This window comes from Pseudomonadota bacterium, from assembly GCA_026388255.1.
GTDB lineage: Bacteria > Desulfobacterota > Syntrophorhabdia > Syntrophorhabdales > Syntrophorhabdaceae > JAPLKB01.
On record JAPLKC010000118.1, the window covers coordinates 1 to 17,439 of the forward strand.

The following is a 17,439-nucleotide window of genomic DNA, read 5'->3' on the forward strand; positions in this document are numbered from 1 at the left end:
GGGTCGAATCCGCTAAGTCGGGCTAGCTCAATCACTTAACTACTATCTTTTTCTTATACTCCGGATCAATATCTACTGCCATTTTGAAGAATGTTTTCGCAATGTCTGTAAGTCCCCTGTTATACTCAATAAGTCCTGTCAGATAATACCACTCCGGATAGTAAGGATCTAAATAGATAGCCATGGACAAGGCCCTTTCTGCGAAATCATACCTTCCGTAATAGCCGTATATCCAGCCGAAATAGGCAAAGGGCTTCGGATTGGTTGGATTCCTCGTGATTGCCTCTCTGAGGAATACATTTGCATAAAGGGCAAGATTGTTCCTGTCGCCGTGTATGTCTATCTTTTTCTTTTTTACCCATGCATCCATCATGTCAAGCTCTGATTTTTCCGGCACCCGTGAAGTAGCCTCCGCAAGCCTGAACCATAACTCCGGATTATCCGGTTCCATATCTAATGCATACAGCAGTTTGTTAATTGCCATTACCCTTTCAACTTTGATTGTGGAATTTATCTTTGTAGGCACATAGGCCTGCGCGATCCCGTGTCTCATGACCGACCATCCCCACCAGGTATAGAATGGTACAAACAGGATGAGTAGGATAATGGTGATAATCAGTGAATAGTGATTGGGTGAGTGAGTGATTGAGTGATTGGGGCGCTCTGCGCTTTCGGCTTGCAGGCGTGCAGGCTTGCAGGCGTGCCCGCTTGCTGACCCCTGACCTTTCTCACTCAAATGAACGATATTCCATGTCACTGCCATCAGCCCGAACCATGTCATGATAACCGCCGGACAGCGGAATACAAAGTCGCCTGTTGCATGAATAAGCGGCGCTATAAGGCCCACTATACACCCGAACCCTACCCATTTTGACCATCGCGAATGCCTGTTTATCTGTTCCATCCACTTCCTGAAAACAGCGATGATGAACGCTATGAAGGCTATGAGCACAATAGCCGGGCCTCCCCACCCTGTCTCTGTGAGCAGCTCCACCCAGTCATTATGGGCATGGTCCACTGACTTATTCCATTCTGTTGGCGGTTTATAACGTCTGTACAGTTCCTCGAATGTGCCCCAGCCACTGCCGGTTATCGGAAACCTTTCCGACATCTCCCATGCATGTTTTGTATATTCGAGCCTGCCCAGAGCATTTGGTGATGCAGTTGAAAACCGTTCTACAGTCCGGTCGAATGTAAGGTAGAGATTGTAGGTGACAACCAGCCCGAAGAGGATCAAAAGGGCGGCACCATATCGTCTTGTATCTTTTCTGAAACACAAAAACACGGAGGTAATGATAAACGCGGATGCGCATGCCATAATCCCGCCGCGTGAACCGCTAAGAACAAAACCGACTATAACAAAAACAACAACAAGGCCTGTAAGAATGGCTTTTGTCAAGATATCGCTCAAGGTTTTAATTAATTGCTCCCTTGATGTATCCGCACGAATTTGCCGCAATTTACGGCTGGCGCCGTTTATTTCACTGAAGAATAATCCGATAAAGATCGGGACCAGCATCGCCATATATGCACCGAAATGGTTACGATAGATAAATGTACCGATCGAGTGATCTCCATAAAAAGTGTCTTTCCACCACCAGATGCCTGTAACAGCTTCAATCGACTGGAGCATGCCGTAAAAACTCTGAAATATTCCCATCACAACCCAGACCAGAATGAGCCTCTGCAGATCCTTTCTTTCCTTAACCTTATAGAAAACAAGTTCAAAAAGGGCAGCACACGTGAGGAGTTTAAACCAATCAACCCTTGTGGCGTAAGGGTACAGGCTCAATGGGAGCCATTCAGGGATATTTCCGCCTATCGTATCAAATGCCCGCTTATAGGATGCAAATGCTTCGGGTGAAAGCAGCTTAATTTTCTGTAAAGGTAAGGGCACGATTTGCATAAACACGAGTACAAGTCCAATAAGCATGAAAATATGCAAAGGACAGTGGAAGAAGTGTTGAGTGTTGAGTGTTGAGTGTTGAGTGTTGAAGTCCCTGCTAATCCCTAATCGAAGTCCCTGCTAATCCCTAATCCATAATCCCTAATCCCTGTTTTCACTGCTGCGCTGATTACCGCCAGCCCCACCAGCACCCATACGGCAATCTCCACCGACACATATGCCCATACATGGACAGAACCGAATGCAAGGGGGAGAAAAACCCACACGGCCAGAATACCGTACTGAATAACCTTATCAATCCATTGCGACAAAAAATATCTATTCATTTTTTACTATTGACTCCTTCCAGCCACAAATTATTTTTTATGTAACAGGGATAATATGGATAACAGCAGATGTAAGATTAAAATATTTATATCAGCGCTTCTAGTCCCTTACGGTCCAGAATGCTCAATAATTTGAGAGAAGGCCCTGCAGGGCGTTTATCTCCGATTTCCCACTTCTGAATGGTAGAGAGACTGGTATTGAGCACAGATGCCATAACAGCCTGACTGATCTTATAACGTTCCCGCAAGGAACGAATTTGCTCCGCAGAATAGGCAGAAACCGGTTCGATACACAAGACATCATACTCACGCATTGTATATTTGTCTATAAGCCCGACCTTGTGCAAGTCCCGGGCAGTTTCATGAACCACACCTAAAAGGCGACTCTTATACTTCTTGCTTTTCATGTTCGACCTCCAGCAAAGAACCTTCTCCAATGGCAACTGCAATTTGTGCCGCAGTCAGGCTAAGAAGGTCTTTTACCAATTTTATCAAAGTTGCCAGTTCATTTTCTGAAATGTTTTCACGTTCGTTCTTTTCAAAACCAAATACAAAAAACCATCGGTCATCCAGGTTCGTCGCCAGCAATGTTCTCGTACTGCTGCGCTTTCCTCTCCCCGGCAAAGCAATGCGCTTTTTCACAATTCCACCACCAAGATCTGCATCCAGCAACCCGATCTGAATTTCGAGAACAGCTATTCTCAGCATCGAATCTGACAACTCTGTTTTTTGTGCCCACCGTGCAAAATGTCGGGTTTTATAGATCATCTTTGTTAAACTATATCACTTAGTGAAACAGTCTGCAATATTAAATCCAAGCTCACACGCGGCGAGGACGGGCAGAATTTGCGGTTTATCCATAATTCTGACCAAAATTGGTATGCTTTTATCCGTATCCATTGTTATCCTTGTTAAAACAAAGATTTATTTTTTATTAACGCAACTCCTTCTATAGAAGATGCCCGGAACCTAATCCAGTCAACATACAGGTATCTATGGTTATACGCATCATCAGGATTATTTACAAGATGAATTTCCACCCTGTGTTTCCCTGCCTTGAGGTTTACCCTGAAGCGGTATACCCGCCACGAAGGCTCTTCCACAAAGCACTCGCCCACGATTTTACCGTCAACAACGACCCTCATAAGAGGTGCGATCTCCATATTAACACGATTACGTGCCCTTGCTTCAACAAAACAAGGTGTTTCATCAGTTGAAGTCTGGTGAATATAAAATTCCTCTGCAATATAATTATTTTTAAATATTCCCCAGTAATAATGTTCGCGGTTCCTGATAATAGGCTGACCAGGCGTCTTTTCTGACATATTTTCAGCCTCAATCTGCAGCAATGGCTCTATTGCAAACTTTGCACCGAGGTTTGTCAGCAGTGTACAAAAAAATCTCACAGCCTTATTGTAATTATCGTCATTATCGTATATTTCTAAGGGTTTTCTTCCTGTTATATCGCTTCCAACTCTTTGTTTCAGGGATTTAGCACGAATCAACTCATCCCAGTTAATAGTATCAACCAACAGAAAACCCTTTCCAACCTTCGATGCCATAATCAGGGAGGGAGCCGTCAATGGAAACCAAAAATTCGATGCACCCTTCGGTGATGAAACATCAAACATCCATTTTGAAGGACTGATAAGTTTTGCAAATTGATATGTTATCATCGGATAAGGTTCTGTCCAGTATAGATAATGACTTGCCATGCCATCTGTAAGAAGGTTAGTGTGATTCACTTTAACGGGTAGTTTTTCCTGAGTCAACGGAACAAGGTTTACCGCACTTAACAACCCGCTAAGATTTTTTAGGGATTCCGGCTCCATTCCATATAGATACAGCACATTCCCCTTTTGTATCCAGTTCTTCCACTCAACTAAATTCCGCCCGGTTTTTTCGAAATCTGCAGCTTTTATTACCTTAATTGTTTTTGCATTCTTTCTTAATGAATTATCTATCTCTACACCCATTTCCTTCAAATTATTTTTCAAATTCTCCGGCAGAATTACTATGCTTTGCTTTCCATTCTTTCGCAGGCTGAAGCCTGCGGCTATCATCAGATCTTTTCCATTCTGATGTCCACTTTCGCGATTCGCGATTCGCGATTCGCATTTGCTCTGCGTTTTTCGATCCATATACCGGAGCATGCGAAACAACAATTCCGCTGCTATTGGTTCATTCCAGAATTTTTCTACTAAAGGAAGTTGACAAAAAACCGTATTACCATTGCCCTGTGATTGCTCTATAAGGGGCGAATAGATGAGACCACCGGTACCGCCGCCGATCAAAAGCGGCTTGTAGCTTCCACCTGTCGGGAGATTGAAGTCTTTATAAGAAATGACCATGTCTGGTGCCCATAGCTGAAAATCCTTCTCTTTCAAAAACTCCATGACAGGGTGATGCAAGGATCGTATAAAACCGATAGCTGTAGAATGACGGGTATTGAGCGTCAAACCACCCGGAAAATCGAAAGGATAATGCTCCTGGTCAAGCAAAAGTGTCGATAAGTCCCTTTTTTTCATGCGTTGTTGAAGTTTCTGAACATCTGAATAACTCAAACCGGTAAGAGCACGCCGCCCCACAACCAGCATTTCAATATTTTCATACTTACCTATTGTATTTACTCTCCTGTGGGGTATTTTTAACCTTTTGAAAAGAGATGCTGTATCCCCTTGGGGATCGAAAAGCCCAACCATGCTCATTTTTTTCCATGGCAACATCTCTGGTTTCGGATACGCTGAGATTTGATAGTTGAATTGGTCGTATACTTTTCCTGTTCCATTATCTTCAATTATCTCCCCGGAGATGTTGTATGTTAAAGGCTTTTCAACTTCAGGGACATTAAATTCTATTTCGAATGACTGCATCTCCCCGGGAGGGACAAGAAATGGCCCCAGTTTCTTCCGATATAACGGTCTCTCTTTTTCGTCTTTAACAGCATATTGAAAATAAAGGTTCTTTGTCTCCCTCAAATCGTTTACAATTACCCCTGACCATTTTAGCGTGCTCTTCCCATAAAATCGTTCAAACCTTTCAGGATAAAAAATTATTTTTATAGGCTTCAGGGCTTCTTTCAAGGCTTCATTCGCCTTCTCTCCTGCCGGAGGGTTCCATGGATTGATCATGGCAACATCCATGGCTCTCGCCGCTTCAATGCTGTGTTTCCATGTTTCTGCCTGGGTTTTATCTCTGATTGTAAGGTAATTGTTATATGCCTCATCCCCGAAAAGAATTGAATCCATATATGGCTCACCGCCATCGAAATAGCCAATTTCACCAAGATCAAGAGGCTTTTTCTTATCCCACGACCACAACTGATTAGGTTTTTTATACCAGAATGAATCAATACGTATGCCTGACGCCTGATTCTGGCTCATGGCTGATAGTTCATGGTTCATAACTGATGGGTCGGCTTGCTGGCTTGCCCGCTTGCCCGTTTGCCCGCTTGTTGGTTGAAGGTTACCTCCTATCTTCGTAACTGCGTAACCTCGTAACCTCGCATCTTCCGCCTCTCCCCTGACCCCTGACCCTTGACTCCTGACCATTGTCTCTCTCAGCCACCAGGCATCCTTCGGATATTTATTCCAGAAGGGTAATTCGTGTGGATAATGGAGACTTAATATATCCGCTATTCCACCCGGATCGTCCCCACCGTTAAAAAGGATAGGCCTTGTTGGATCCCACAACTTTACTTTTTTACCAAGCTCAGCAAACTTTGTCTCAGCCCTCATGCCATGACTATACTCAACACATTCATTTTCAATACTGTAAGCAACAACTGAAGGATGGTTTTTCAGTTTATTAACGAGCCCCTTCCAGTGGATCGCGGCATTCTCAAAAAATACATCACTTTCATAATTATTCTGTACAACATAGGATCCGTTAATTGCAGATTCCGCCACTACCATCATACCCATTCTGTCGGCAAGCTCGTAATACCATTCAGGAAAAATATTGGCATGAAAACGGACTGTATTTAAATTAAGTTCTTTCAGCCTCATGAGCAATGTTCTCAGTTCATCGGGCTTCATGCCATTGTTGCTCGTTGAGGCGGTAAAAAGGTGAATCTTTTTGTCGTTTAAAGACAGTTCATGGTTCTTCATTGTTACCTGTCTATATCCAAAAGGAATTACCCTGTGAAACAACAGTTTGTCATCAGAACTCCTTGCCTCAAGAACCATCTCGTATATGGCAGGGTTATTGGGTTCCCATCTTTCTAATCCTTCTGCATTAAGAAATATCTCAAAACCTCCCTCCTTACCTGTTTCTACCTCATATTTTCCAACAGCTTTTTTTTCCGGCGCCCCTTTTACTGAAATACTTACCTCGATTAACCTCTTTTCGCTTGAAAACCCCTGAATGTTTCCCCGAACTTTAATCTTGCCTTCGTTCACCAGGGATTCAATAAATACTTCGGTGACATTGACTTCCTTAACCACTTCGAGCCAGACATCATCCCACATCCCGAACTGGCTGTAATTACCACCCATTGGTGAAATGGTTTTAAACCAGATTGACCTGTCGAAAGGGCTTGCAACTGCAAAATCAACAGTTGGGGCAATCCCCTTTTCAGGTATTAACGGCTTTGACAAATCTGTCAGGGTTTCCATTTCTATCCCGGATGTCCAATCCTGAACAACAACAATAAGTTCATTCGACTCTTTCAGATACTCCGTCAACTCCGTTGAAAACGGTTCAAGCGTTGGCCCGTGACTGCCCGCATAATTACCGTTGAGATATATCTGACAGGCAAAGCTGACCCCTTTGAAATGCAGATAAGCCTTTTCGCCAACCCCATTAACGGGGTGTTTAAATGTTTTTCTGTATGCTGCAAAATGACTTCCCGGATTCCCTTCATGTGCGGGTATCCTGACCTCTTTCCATTTTTCACCCGGAAATCCTTTCAACGCTCTTTCATTAAGGTAATTAAATCCCCCCTCAACATCACTCTTTTCCCAGATACCGTTAAGAGAGAAAATAACAGGATACATTCCTTCGCTTTCTCCCCTGACCAGGCTAAACGGAGTTAAAATAAAAAACAGCAGCATGGCAAGGAGCCACACTGCTGTCTGTCTGGTTTTAATCATTATCATTTATACCCGGAAATAATCATCAAACCTTTAGTAAATCGTCCGCCTTTTTGGCGTCGTTTAAGAACATCTGTACCGTTTCTTTTGAATATGGATGGACAATCATTCCTTCTATCAGATTCGGTGCAACCGTAACAATATGGGCACCCGCTTCGAGCCATTCTATCACATTCAACACTTCTCGTGTTGACCCAACAATAATTTGAGATTTCAAATCGAATTGATCAAGGACATTCCTTAGTTTAGTAATTTCTCCACAAGCATTGTAGCCCATGTTATTTACTCTTCCGCCAAATATAGAAACATATGTCGCACCTGCCAGGGAAGCCAATAAGCACTGCTGCGCACTCATCATTGCAGTACAATTAATCCTTACATTATGCCCTGTTTCAAGTTCATGAATAGCTTCGAGGTTATCTAATTCACCATCAGGGCCATGAATAGTTATTTTTACATTAATGTTTTCCGCCCATTGTGCAAACTCCCTTGCCTGCTCAATCATTTTCGCTTTATCATTTGTTGTTACTTCAACGGATAGCGGGTAAGGATATATCGTTTTTGCAATCTCAATAGACCTCTTTTTAATTCCCTCCATTCCCCCTGTTACCCCGTCTTTCAAAAGTATTGTAGGGTTCGTGGTAACACCCCTGATAATCCCCATTTTCATATACTTCTCAACTTCGCTGATTTTACCTGTGTCTAAAAATATAGCCATTATGTTGCCTCCTGTTTTCGTAAAATGTAAATCGTAATACGTTAAAAGTTTATCTAATTGAATTCTTTAAAGACTTTTGCAGCCCAGTTATCATTTTACTGATATTTTCAAGATTGTTTTCGAGGTTTGATTTCTCTGCGTCCGTCAAATAACCAAGTCTATAAGCAATTTCAAGCTGAGTATCAACCTCGCTCGCTGAACCTTGCGCCATATGCAGGAACTGAATAAATTCTTTTTTGGTTTGCCGGCCAGCACCTTCTGCAATATTACTTGTTATTGAAACTACAGCCCTTCTTAGTTGCCCTGTTAATATGAATTCTTCCGATTTTGGAAAGCTTTTAGTCATTTCATAAACATTAATGACAAAATCAATGCTCTTATTCCAGACATCAAGTCTTCTATGCGGTCTCATAAACAATCCCGTTAATAGTGAATCGTGAAACGTGAATAGCGAAAACCATCAGATTCATTATTCAACATTTTACGTTTTACGTTTCACGGTTTACGGTTTATGGCTTCACCGATTCCCACTTCATCTCATACTTCTGTATATCCGGATGAGAGACTATCAGGTGCCAGACTACACCCTGAAATGCTTCCGTGTGGGGTGTCACTGTTTCTGGGCTAATAGTTGGAATTACAACGCACGCATCAGCCACTTTGGCGGTATACCCGCCATCCCTGCCCACAATACCAAAAACTTTTGCTCCAACTTCTTTTGCAAATTGGAGTGCTTTGACAATATTGGGACTAATATTCTTTTCAAGATTTCCACCACCAACAGAAAAAACAAAGACACCATCGCTATCCCTTAATCTGCTCCCTTTCAGCCATTTCACAAATGAAGAATCCCATCCATCATCGTTTATTCTTGCGGTGAGCTCTGATATATTATCTGTCGGGGCATAAGACTCGATACCGGCGATTTTGCGAAAATCATTCACTGCATGGGATGCATTTCCTGCACCGCCACCCACTCCAACAAAGAACAAGCGTCCACCGTTTTTTCTTATATCCACCAGCAGGACGATCATCTTCTCAATCTGCCCTCTAGCAATTCCATCAACAACTTTATGGACTTCATTCAGATACTGTTCTATATATTTCACTTTCCCTCCCTTATTTCGTAAAACGTAAATCGTAATTCGTAAATAGTTACAAATATTTCCCGTTTCACAGTACTTCTCTTTCTTCGGTTTCTCTCATTTTTTCAAACATTTCACGATTAACGATTAACGGTCTTCCACGTCTCACGACCTTTCACCTTTATCCTTTAACCTTGTACCTTTCACCTTTCCGACGCCATATTCCACCCTCGGCAACTCATCTACTATGGTAGACAAATATTTTTTGCCCTGATTGGTTACGGTGAGTGTTAGCGGGTCATAGAATCTTTCATCCACAAATCGATGGAGTTGTTCAAAATCGTTGATTCTATCAAGCGGGAAATCGCCAACACGAAAACCTTCATTGCCTCTCTGGACGGTCAGTAAAACCTGCCCTTCGAATCCCTTACTGAATGACTTAACAGCAGCGCCTCCAAGCCTGTGCGCCCATGTCAAGTCGAGCATGTTGGGGTTTCCCGAACGGTAGAAATAGGATGGATTGACGGCATTCACATTGCGTGTATCGAAATAACGCTTCAAGTCTTTCTTGAGCCGTGTTACAAGTACCTCTGCGCTTCCCTTAAATCTGGGATGACCAAAATCATCCATCTCGCTATCATCAGCGCTCATGTAACTGCCATCCTCAAATCGTGCCCCTTCAGCAACAACAATGATCACGTTCCTTTCCTGCTCAAATCTATGTGCTACTTCTTCCAAAAAAATGTCGTATTTCAATGGAAATTCAGGAATTATGATAAAATCCGGGTGACCCATAGACGATGCCAGGGCCAGCCAACCTGCATGCATACCCATAGACTCAACAACAATGATCCGCTCATGGGAATAGGCAGTTGTACGTAACCCCTCACTCAAGCTTACAAAAGACGATATCTTCTCCGCAGCCGTTGGGTACCCGAGGGTAAAGTAGTTTAAAATACTATCGGCTGCAATCTTTTGGTCTTCATTTGTAATCTTCCCCACATCATTGTCGATAGTCTTGGTGATCAATATTTGCGGGACATCAGGGAGGTCAAAAGCATTGGACAGTGTATCCTCGCCCCCGATAACAATAAGCCCCTCTATTCCGAGGGTACACAGGTTCTCTCTTGCCTTCTCAATGTCGCCCGGTATCTTCTTGAGCCTCGCCCTGGAGGATTTCAATATTGTTCCGCCAATCTTTGGCCGGATCCTCACTGTCTTGAGGTCTACATACCTGTTTTCAACAACTCCTTCCCAGCCTTTCAGAAAACCGATGAGGTCAATATCGGATATTGCGCAGGCCTCACTCACCGATGATATCAAAACGTTAAGAGGAGGGACATCCCCTCCTCCGGTCAGTATTCCAATTCTTTTCTTTGCCTTAGTCATTAGATATCAGATAGTGGATAACAGATGGTGGATGGAGAGTCAGAGATGGTGGATGACAGACGGTAGATGGTAGATGGTAGATGGTAGATGAAGGATAGTAGATCTCGTTACGTTTTTGTTATTATCTGTCATATGTCGTATGCCATCTCTTATTTACGGTATTTACCATTTTACGTTTCACGTCTCACAGCCTTTTTCCTCTCACCTTTTTCCTCTCACCTTTCTCCTTGTACCTTATTCCTTTCTCCTTGCTTCTCACGTCTTACGTCTTACCTCTCACACACGTCCCTTAGCCATTTCACTTTTTATATACTCAATTGCATTCACAAGACCTGCCTGAATATCGGTTTTCGGTGCCCAACCTAAATTTTTTGCTTTTGTTATGTCAGCAAGTGTAATCTGGGCTTCCCCGGGCAAGTCAGGCATCAGCAGGGGCTCAGTATGAATGCCCAGAAGGTCACTCACCATCCGGTAGATATCATTCACTGAATAGTTTACGCCGGCACCGAGGTTATATACGTGGCCATCAGTTCGTTTGTCGGTCAGACACATCATATGGAAATCATTGATATCATCAACATAGACAAAATCGCGCTTCTTCTCGCCAGTACCGTAAATGGTTGGTTGCTCTCCTTTTAAGAGCTTGATAATAAAGGCACTCATCACCGGTGGAATAGTGCGCCTGTAATCCTGCACAGGGCCGTAGACACAAAAGTATCTTAAAGCCGTAAAACTAAGGCCGTGATTCGTGATTCGTGATTCGTTATTGGTTGATGATTTACCAAGATCAGATACATCTGAGATCTGACATCTACTATCAGACATCTGACCGCCATAAAACCGCGCATAGGTCTCTGCGAAATACATTGTGGCCAGTTTGCTCACAGCATAAAAACTCTCCGGCTTCACTTCGCTTTCCGGGGTAGGCAATACGGAACTGCCTTCGTACATGGCTGAAGACTCAGCATAGACAACCTTATTTACCTTTCCCTGCCGGGCTGCTTCAAAAACATTCACAGTTCCCATTACATTAATATCTGCCGTTTCAACAGGGTCATTCTGGCAATCGGCTATACAGTTCTTCGCCGCAAAATGAAAAACAACGTCCACATCCGAATAAAGTGAATACATCCCTTTATCCCGAATATCCATCTGATAAAAATCCACGCCTTCCGGTATATTCTCCTTCAATCCATAGGCCAAGTTATCAATCCCGACAACGCGATGCCCCTCTTTCAAGAGCCTGTCGGCCAGATTCGACCCGATAAATCCTGCAACACCTGTAATTAATATTTTCATATCACCTCGAAAAATAGGAACAAGGTAAAAGGTGAAATGTTCAAGGAAAACCTTTTACTTGCTTCTTGTTCATTCGTCCTTCTTCCTTTTACCTTTAACCTTGATCCTTTATCCTGCCTATTTCTTTTGCATACTTATCTGCCTGCTCATAAGCTTCCAATGTATCAATGCCGATAATAGGTTCATCCATTTTTACGGCATACAATCTTTCGCCTGCTTCAAGCATCTGTGGAAAAACTTGGTAACTGAAATCCCAGGGAACACCTTCAGGAATGAATTGAAGTACCTTCGGGTCCATATACAGGAAACCAGCGTTGACATAATGACTCGTAACCTCTTCCACCTGGGGCTTTTCCACGATTCTCATTATGCGCCCATCCTCCGCCATCTCAATCATACCGCTATGCGTTACATCTTCCCGCCAGTGGACCGACATTACCGCACAAGCATCATTGCGGGACTGAGGCGTAAGATGTGAAACGTAAGATGTAAGATGTAACGACTTTGCTTCTTGCCCCTTATCCCTCACGTCTAACGTCTCACCATCTTCTTCCTTTATCCTTTTACCTTGCTCCTTGCTCCTTGCTCCTTTATCCTCATAAACCTCTCTCAGTTTCCCCAGATCCCACTGACTGAAATTATCGCCGTAGATCATGAAAAAAGGCTCGTCAAAAAAATCCTCTACTTTTTTAACAGCGCCTGCCGTCCCTAACAAAACAGGCTCATACGAATAATGGACCTCTAACCCATACCGTGATCCGTCTCCTACAAATGCCTTCACCATATCGGGTAAATAATGGAGATTAATGACACACTTGGTAATACCATGCCTCTTCAGCCAGCTCAAAGTCCAATCAATCAACGGCCTCCCCGCCAACGGCATCAGACACTTCGGCCGGTTATCCGTCAGGGGTTTTAGCCTGGTTCCCATCCCAGCAGCAAGTATCATAGCTTTCATGGTAAATAAAGGCACAAGGTAAAAGGAACAAGGTAAAAGGAACAAGGTAAAAGCTTGCCCTCAAATGATTCTATAAGGAGGTGAAAGGTAACTTCCATTATTCCTATTGTTTTTATTTTCCAATAAAATTTCTTTTTGTTTTAACAAGTCCGCTAATCATAGCAGAAATTTCCGTTGCTTCCTGTATCCATGGATTACCGATACTGCCGTCAATATAGCCAATCTCTATGCCAATGTATATTTGCGTCCTCAATTCCCCGCACGAACCTTTTGCATAAGACAAAAATGACAAACATTCCTCTTGAGACTCTCTTTCGAACCCTTCTGCAATATTACTCGGCACAGAAAGGCCGGATCGGGTAATTTGATCCCTGAATCCATAATCTTTCAGGTTGCTAAAATATTTATATATTTCCGCGCTCAGCCGGGAAGACCTTTTCCATACCTCCAAATCTTCAAATCTCATCCTTCCCCACTGTCCTTTTCTTTTTCATCCTTGCTTTTTTGCCTGCCTCTTTATCCTTGTTCCTTCTGTCTTGATCCTTTAACCTTTTACCTTGATCCTTATCGTTCGCCCTTCTGCCGATGACTGATAAATCGCTTCTATTACCTCGTTTGCCCGCAACCCGTCGATACCACTACCAACCGGTTGTCTTTTTTCTTCTATGGCTGAAATGAATTCCTGCCACTCCATTTTCCAGCTTATATCTTCAGGAGGAAATTCAAATCGCTGGATATCCGGAACACCACCCTCTTTTTTTCTTCTCCCGAATTCGAGAGTCTCTGGCCCGTAGCTTCCCCCCAACCCTTCTATCCGCAAATATCCATCGGTTCCAAAAACCTCAAACGAAAATATGTTCTTCCAGTTTGTCCAACTCACATGGAACGAAGCCGTTACATCGCTCTCAGTTTTCAATATGGCAAAGGCATTATCCTCGACTTCCATATTCCAGAATTTCGTCTCAACTTTTCCATACACTTCTTTTACTTCTCCACCAAACCATCGTATCAGGTCAATGACATGAACACCCTGATCGAGGAGTTCACCGCCTCCGCATAAATCCTTTGATGCCCTCCATTCATTCTCCATACCGGGACGGCCGCCACGCCCTCCAAATAGCAGGATGAAAACGATGGTTGAAACCAGTTTTGAGGACAGTGAACAGTGAACAGTGAACAGTAATCGGTAAATTATCAAAGGTGTTTGATGTGCTATTTGCTTTTCCTGGTTTGTTATCGTTTGCAGCTAACTGTTTGCTCCTTACTGTTTGCTGTTTACTGTTCACTGTTAACGATTCACTATTCGCGGCCCGTACGATCTGTGCTGCTTCACTTGCGTTGCGTCCAAGCGGCTTCTCGGCAAGAACATGCTTACCCATCTTAAGCGCCTGGATGGCAATATCTCTGGCATATTTGTTTACCACGGCTATTATGACAATGTCGCAGTCCGCTTCCAAAAAAAGCTCGTCGTATCGTTCGTAAAATTTACAGGAAAAATCAAAGGCAAATTTTCCGCCTGTCGCCCAATCAACATCACAGCACGCAATAAGCACGCCGGAATCGTCAAGCGCCAGAGCCCTTTTTTTCCCGATCGGACCGCAACCTATTATGGCAATTTTATTCATTTATCCTTGCCATTTGCCCTTTCTCCTTTAACCTTACTCCTCACAATCTTTCTCGTCACCCGTTGAACTCAACATGTATTATATTCATATGTCAACTAAAGTACAGCACATAAAATATACCACAATAATTATCACAACTAACTGATATAATTACTTATATTCTTGGTAGACAACCCCGGATATAGTAAACTTGCTTCTGCCAGGTAACCAAAGTCATACCAGAAATAACCAGAAGGAATATAAACTCAACAAAGCACTTTATAACCTCATAAAAACTTTACCACGGGTTTTCAAAATCCATTGGGGTATAATCATGATTCCTTTCATTCCAGTATGTTGTCCCTGCAGCATCCTGACGTTTGAGGGAAATGAAATCACCGTGAAACACCCGGTACAAAAAAGCAATGGGCGTTAAAAACACAAAATATATTACCGTGAGAACCACACGTGTGCTTATGCCGCCCAGAATCGCGGAAAACTTCAGCCATGCATGTGTAATACGGATCGAAAGGCCCTTAAGAAAAATTCCGATAAAGAGAAGGCATAAAGCGATATAAAGCAATGCGTTGAGTTTAAAAAACAGACCAGCAGCAATAGAGACCAAGGCCAGGACAGCCATTGTTTCCAAGGCGATGCGGTCAGGATTCTTTTCTTTAAGTATGAGCATTCAAAAACTCCATATCTCCCGCGGTAACCATTCCTAAAAAAGCGTGTAAATAAAAGGTGCTATTGCCGAACCGCTGAAAATAATAAGCAGGCTGAACAAGAGCAATAGAATGATGATGGGCAGCAGCCACCATTTTTTTCTTTCTCTTAAAAAGTTCCATAAATCTTTCAAAAACGACATTCATACCTCCACGCCATAACTTTAACCCGGATTTATCATTAGAATCATATAGGTGTCGGACCATCCCTCTCAAACACGCCCTTAAATGCTGGATTAGGGAGTCTGGATTATGGATTATTTTTTTTAATCCTTAATCCTTTAATCCTTAATCCCAACCCCCTGCACCTCTCGACGGTTTGCTCCGGGATACTCCGACACCTTCCTAACGACATATTCGGGTTTAATCGATCCCATGTAAATCCTTCGCATCAACCTTCTCCGGCCATTCCGGTTGCTTCACTTTATCAAAAATGAAATTGCCCAAGACAAGAAAATCCATTTCTGTCCGCATAAAGCACCTGTATGCATCCTCAGGGCTGCATACGATGGGCTCTCCACGAACATTAAAGCTTGTATTGACAATCACCCCGTAGCCTGTTCTCTCTTTAAACTTTTCAATCAACTGCCAGTATAGAGGGTTCGTATCCCTGTGAACCGTCTGGAGTCTTGCAGAATAATCGATATGGGTAATAGCCGGGAGGTCAGAACGCAGATAGTAAAGCTTATCTCTCCACGGCAGGGAATGGTAGCCATCAGGAAGGGGCTTTCTCCTCTCCGGTTTCACATCGGCTATGAGAAGCATATAGGGCGATGATTTCTTAAAATCGAAGTATTCATCTACGTCTTCGATAAGAACAGAGGGGGCAAAAGGCCTGAAACCTTCCCTGAACTTTATCTTCAAATTGAGCTTTTTCTGTATGTCAGGCTTCCTGGCATCCGAAATGATGCTTCTGTTTCCCAACGCCCTGGGACCCCACTCCATTTTCCCCTGAAACCAGCCGACAACTTTCCCTTCATCTAACAATTCTGCAACCCTCAGGCATAATGCATCAGCATCGTTGAAGTATGTTGAAACACCCTTATATCTTTTCTCTGTCAACTGTATGTCGAGGTCAGAGAACTGCGGGCCCAAGTATGAACCCTTCATCTTATCGGTTATGCCATCTGCCGCACGGGGCTTATCAAAATAAATATGATATGCACAATAAGCCGCCCCGAGTGCTCCGCCTGCGTCGCCTGCGGCAGGCTGGATCCACACATCGTCGAAAAGGCCTTCTTTCAACAATTTTCCATTTGCAACACAATTAAGGGCAACACCACCGGCAAGACAAAGATGCCTGGACCCCGTGAGCCTTTTCGCCTCAGCAGCCATCTTTATCAATGTTTCTTCCGTCACCTTTTGGATGGCAAGCGCCAGGTCACAGTGCTCTGCCAGAAGCTCACCTTCCGGTTTCCTGAGAGGGAACCCGAATAAATCATTCCATTTCTCATCATTGACCATCCTCAAGCCCGTTGCATAATCAAAGTAATCCTGGTTGAGCCAGATTGACCCGTCATCGCTTATGTCAACAAGGTACTCCTTTATAGTTTTTATATAATGGCCGACCCGCTCAGATTCCGGGTCACCGTAAGGGGCAAGGCCCATAAGCTTATACTCGCCCGAATTTACCTTAAACCCGAGGTAATAGGTAAATGCGGTATATAAAAGGCCGACAGAGTGTGGAAATTTAAGTTCTTTCAGAATTTTGATCCTGTTCCCTTTTCCGTGGCAGATAGAAGCAGTCGCCCATTCCCCCACACCATCAATCGTTAAAATTGCCGATTCATCAAAAGGGGAAGGGAAAAACGCGCTTCCTGCATGAGACAGGTGATGTTCCGGGAAGAGCAGCTTAATCTTGTTCCGGTCGAAGCTGCCTATTGATGAAAGTTCATCATTAATAAGCTTTTTCAGCATCACCTTTTCTTTAATCCATACCGGTATCGCTGAAATAAAGGATTTTAAACCCCTTGGCGCAAAGGCATAGTATGTTTCAAGCAACCGCTCGAATTTCAGGAGTGGCTTATCGTAAAACACCACTGCATCAAGCTCATCAACGGTAATCCCTTCATTAGTAAGACAGTACTTTATCGCGTTGGATGGAAAAGAAGGATCTTGCTTTTTTCTCGTAAAACGCTCTTCCTGCGCAGCAGCAAGTATCTCGTCATCCTTCAGAATAACCGCCGCTGAATCATGATAATAAGCTGAAATCCCTAAAATATACATAGTCTTCCGATAAGCCTGTTTCCTCTTCTTATATTCATTCACAAAGACAAAATGGAAATCTTTCGGATAGTGTCCCGCAGGGTTATAGTCAATCGAAAATGCAAGGGCTT

At 43.3% G+C, this 17,439-nt stretch carries 17 protein-coding genes; all 17 read right to left on the minus strand.

Features of this window, described 5'->3' with window-relative positions:
• Positions 1-31: 31 nt before the first annotated feature.
• Positions 32-1,933, minus strand: a complete 1,902-nt coding sequence (locus tag NT178_16810; GenBank protein MCX5814183.1) for an O-antigen ligase family protein — start codon at positions 1,931-1,933, stop codon at positions 32-34.
• Positions 1,934-2,010: 77 nt separating this feature from the next.
• Entirely contained in the window at positions 2,011-2,232 is a 222-nt protein-coding gene (locus NT178_16815) for a hypothetical protein (protein ID MCX5814184.1), read from the minus strand.
• 86 nt (positions 2,233-2,318) lie between these two features.
• On the minus strand, positions 2,319-2,639 hold the full coding sequence (locus NT178_16820) for a DNA-binding transcriptional regulator (protein ID MCX5814185.1): 321 nt from the start codon (positions 2,637-2,639) through the stop codon (positions 2,319-2,321).
• Positions 2,620-3,000 (minus strand): type II toxin-antitoxin system RelE/ParE family toxin, encoded by a 381-nt coding sequence (locus NT178_16825; GenBank protein ID MCX5814186.1) that lies wholly within the window; start codon positions 2,998-3,000, stop codon positions 2,620-2,622. Before NT178_16825 ends, NT178_16820 begins: the two co-directional genes overlap by 20 nt.
• A 143-nt stretch (positions 3,001-3,143) precedes the next feature.
• A complete protein-coding gene (locus tag NT178_16830) occupies positions 3,144-7,325 on the minus strand; it encodes a hypothetical protein (GenBank protein ID MCX5814187.1) in 4,182 nt (1,393 codons plus the stop codon).
• 25 nt (positions 7,326-7,350) lie between these two features.
• Positions 7,351-8,043 carry a transaldolase gene (locus NT178_16835; GenBank protein MCX5814188.1) on the minus strand — a complete coding sequence of 231 codons (693 nt, stop codon included), beginning with the start codon at positions 8,041-8,043 and terminating at the stop codon, positions 7,351-7,353.
• A gap of 49 nt (positions 8,044-8,092) precedes the next feature.
• The gene (locus tag NT178_16840) at positions 8,093-8,455 is read right to left on the minus strand and encodes a four helix bundle protein (protein ID MCX5814189.1); all 363 of its coding nucleotides are present in this window, start codon (positions 8,453-8,455) and stop codon (positions 8,093-8,095) included.
• 97 nt (positions 8,456-8,552) lie between these two features.
• On the minus strand, positions 8,553-9,152 hold the full coding sequence (locus tag NT178_16845) for an SIS domain-containing protein (protein ID MCX5814190.1): 600 nt from the start codon (positions 9,150-9,152) through the stop codon (positions 8,553-8,555).
• Between the two features lie 141 nt (positions 9,153-9,293).
• Positions 9,294-10,517 carry a 6-phosphofructokinase gene (locus NT178_16850; protein ID MCX5814191.1) on the minus strand — a complete coding sequence of 408 codons (1,224 nt, stop codon included), beginning with the start codon at positions 10,515-10,517 and terminating at the stop codon, positions 9,294-9,296.
• Positions 10,518-10,793: 276 nt separating this feature from the next.
• Positions 10,794-11,816 (minus strand): NAD-dependent epimerase/dehydratase family protein, encoded by a 1,023-nt coding sequence (locus NT178_16855; protein ID MCX5814192.1) that lies wholly within the window; start codon positions 11,814-11,816, stop codon positions 10,794-10,796.
• Positions 11,817-11,910: 94 nt separating this feature from the next.
• The gene (locus NT178_16860) at positions 11,911-12,765 is read right to left on the minus strand and encodes an NDP-sugar synthase (protein MCX5814193.1); all 855 of its coding nucleotides are present in this window, start codon (positions 12,763-12,765) and stop codon (positions 11,911-11,913) included.
• Positions 12,766-12,886: 121 nt separating this feature from the next.
• Positions 12,887-13,240, minus strand: coding sequence for a four helix bundle protein (locus NT178_16865; GenBank protein MCX5814194.1), 354 nt, complete (start codon positions 13,238-13,240; stop codon positions 12,887-12,889).
• A gap of 78 nt (positions 13,241-13,318) precedes the next feature.
• Positions 13,319-13,864 carry a Gfo/Idh/MocA family oxidoreductase gene (locus tag NT178_16870; protein ID MCX5814195.1) on the minus strand — a complete coding sequence of 182 codons (546 nt, stop codon included), beginning with the start codon at positions 13,862-13,864 and terminating at the stop codon, positions 13,319-13,321.
• Positions 13,854-14,399 carry a Gfo/Idh/MocA family oxidoreductase gene (locus tag NT178_16875; GenBank protein ID MCX5814196.1) on the minus strand — a complete coding sequence of 182 codons (546 nt, stop codon included), beginning with the start codon at positions 14,397-14,399 and terminating at the stop codon, positions 13,854-13,856. The genes NT178_16870 and NT178_16875 overlap by 11 nt, the downstream gene beginning before the upstream one ends.
• A 277-nt stretch (positions 14,400-14,676) precedes the next feature.
• The gene (locus NT178_16880) at positions 14,677-15,066 is read right to left on the minus strand and encodes a hypothetical protein (GenBank protein ID MCX5814197.1); all 390 of its coding nucleotides are present in this window, start codon (positions 15,064-15,066) and stop codon (positions 14,677-14,679) included.
• 33 nt (positions 15,067-15,099) lie between these two features.
• The gene (locus tag NT178_16885) at positions 15,100-15,246 is read right to left on the minus strand and encodes a DUF5989 family protein (GenBank protein MCX5814198.1); all 147 of its coding nucleotides are present in this window, start codon (positions 15,244-15,246) and stop codon (positions 15,100-15,102) included.
• Between the two features lie 220 nt (positions 15,247-15,466).
• The gene (locus NT178_16890; protein ID MCX5814199.1) at positions 15,467-17,329 is read right to left on the minus strand and encodes a carbamoyltransferase; all 1,863 of its coding nucleotides are present in this window, start codon (positions 17,327-17,329) and stop codon (positions 15,467-15,469) included.
• Positions 17,330-17,439: the final 110 nt, after the last annotated feature.

What these genes read in the sequence shown, in the direction of transcription:
- NT178_16810 (MCX5814183.1), bottom strand. Translation starts at nt 1,933, where the DNA reads ATGCTTATTGGACTTGTACTCGTGTTTATGCAAATCGTGCCCTTACCT.
- NT178_16815 (MCX5814184.1), bottom strand. Translation starts at nt 2,232, where the DNA reads ATGAATAGATATTTTTTGTCGCAATGGATTGATAAGGTTATTCAGTAC.
- NT178_16820 (MCX5814185.1), bottom strand. Translation starts at nt 2,639, where the DNA reads ATGAAAAGCAAGAAGTATAAGAGTCGCCTTTTAGGTGTGGTTCATGAA.
- NT178_16825 (MCX5814186.1), bottom strand. Translation starts at nt 3,000, where the DNA reads ATGATCTATAAAACCCGACATTTTGCACGGTGGGCACAAAAAACAGAG.
- NT178_16830 (MCX5814187.1), bottom strand. Translation starts at nt 7,325, where the DNA reads ATGATTAAAACCAGACAGACAGCAGTGTGGCTCCTTGCCATGCTGCTG.
- NT178_16835 (MCX5814188.1), bottom strand. Translation starts at nt 8,043, where the DNA reads ATGGCTATATTTTTAGACACAGGTAAAATCAGCGAAGTTGAGAAGTAT.
- NT178_16840 (MCX5814189.1), bottom strand. Translation starts at nt 8,455, where the DNA reads ATGAGACCGCATAGAAGACTTGATGTCTGGAATAAGAGCATTGATTTT.
- NT178_16850 (MCX5814191.1), bottom strand. Translation starts at nt 10,517, where the DNA reads ATGACTAAGGCAAAGAAAAGAATTGGAATACTGACCGGAGGAGGGGAT.
- NT178_16855 (MCX5814192.1), bottom strand. Translation starts at nt 11,816, where the DNA reads ATGAAAATATTAATTACAGGTGTTGCAGGATTTATCGGGTCGAATCTG.
- NT178_16860 (MCX5814193.1), bottom strand. Translation starts at nt 12,765, where the DNA reads ATGATACTTGCTGCTGGGATGGGAACCAGGCTAAAACCCCTGACGGAT.
- NT178_16865 (MCX5814194.1), bottom strand. Translation starts at nt 13,240, where the DNA reads ATGAGATTTGAAGATTTGGAGGTATGGAAAAGGTCTTCCCGGCTGAGC.
- NT178_16870 (MCX5814195.1), bottom strand. Translation starts at nt 13,864, where the DNA reads ATGGAGAATGAATGGAGGGCATCAAAGGATTTATGCGGAGGCGGTGAA.
- NT178_16875 (MCX5814196.1), bottom strand. Translation starts at nt 14,399, where the DNA reads ATGAATAAAATTGCCATAATAGGTTGCGGTCCGATCGGGAAAAAAAGG.
- NT178_16880 (MCX5814197.1), bottom strand. Translation starts at nt 15,066, where the DNA reads ATGCTCATACTTAAAGAAAAGAATCCTGACCGCATCGCCTTGGAAACA.
- NT178_16885 (MCX5814198.1), bottom strand. Translation starts at nt 15,246, where the DNA reads ATGTCGTTTTTGAAAGATTTATGGAACTTTTTAAGAGAAAGAAAAAAA.
- NT178_16890 (MCX5814199.1), bottom strand. Translation starts at nt 17,329, where the DNA reads ATGTATATTTTAGGGATTTCAGCTTATTATCATGATTCAGCGGCGGTT.